This window comes from Nakamurella alba, from assembly GCF_009707545.1.
GTDB classification, from domain to species: domain Bacteria; phylum Actinomycetota; class Actinomycetes; order Mycobacteriales; family Nakamurellaceae; genus Nakamurella; species Nakamurella alba.
Genome location: NZ_WLYK01000029.1, coordinates 1 through 1,158, shown reverse-complemented (window position 1 = coordinate 1,158; position 1,158 = coordinate 1). Strand labels below are relative to the sequence as shown.

1 pseudogene is annotated in these 1,158 nt (G+C 69.9%); it reads left to right on the top strand.

Annotation, left to right across the window (positions count from 1 at the left end):
- Positions 1–1,041: pseudogene (locus GIS00_RS26730) on the top strand (hypothetical protein); the annotation flags it as partial.
- Positions 1,042–1,158 lie beyond the last annotated feature (117 nt).

Below are 1,158 nucleotides of genomic sequence, written 5' to 3'. Positions count from 1 at the left end.
GTGGTCTCCGCGGTGCGGGATGACGGGTCGTTCATCAACACCTTCCACGACTTCACCAAGGCGCAGCAGGCCTGCCGCGCGTTGGAGGTCGAACACGGCCTTCGCCGGCTGCCCAGCGCTGCCCTGGGTGTCGGGAGCCGGGGTTTGACCTACGCGGAGCTGCAACTGCAGGAACGCACCGGCCGGGAACCGTCCCGGCGGATCCTGGAACGCCATGTCCGGGCCGCCGCGGCCATGGCCGTGACGGAGGCGGACTTCGTGCGGCACCTGCGGGCCGAGGGCATCCGGGTCGCCCCGTTCTACGCCGCCGGTGGCACCGCCCTGGTGGTCGGCTACAAGGTCGCCCTCGCCGGGGAGGGTGAGCGGTTCTTCGGCGGCGGGCACCTGGCGAAGGACCTCACACTGCCCAGGCTGCGCAGCAGATGGGGCGGATCGCCGGAAGCGACCGCGCAGGCCGTCGCGGTCTGGCGGGGGAGCGGCTGCAGGGTTGGCCAGCCGCGGCGGCCGGCCGACTACGAAGTGGTTGTGCATCGTGCGGTCAGCGAGCTGCGGTTCATGAACCAGCGGCTGCGCACCGTCCCGTTGGGCGATGTCCGCGGGTGGGCCGATGCCGCTGGAGAGCTCGCCGGGGTCCTGTCGGCCTGGTCCATGGCCGGCGGCAACGACCGGGACCCGATCGTGCAGACCGTCGCGGTGCTGAGCAACCTCGCCCAACTACGAACCCGGGGACGCCGGGGTCAATCGGGCCGACGGCTTGTCGCACCGCATGCTGCGACCGCAGCACGATGGCTCACCTCTGGCCACCTGCGGCCGGACCTGACCGTCGAACTGCTCGGGCTGCTGCGACTTCTCGGGCGGGCGGCGATGGACTACGGCCAGCCCCGGATCGCGGGCCAGATCAACGGCTTCGCAGACCGCTTCGGCGGCATGTCGAGGCGCTCAGAAACCATCGGATCCTGGCCTGCAGCCAGGCGGCCGTCTGCGTTCGAGGGCCAGCACGGATCCCGTCAACCGCACTCGGACAGAGGACCACGAGGTTGAGACGATCCGTCCGGGACCAGACTGCCTCATGCCCCACGCCTGCAACAGAGCCGAAAATCAACTCCAACCAGATCATCTTTTGCCCACATTCTGGTCAACACGGCCGAGTCCACCACC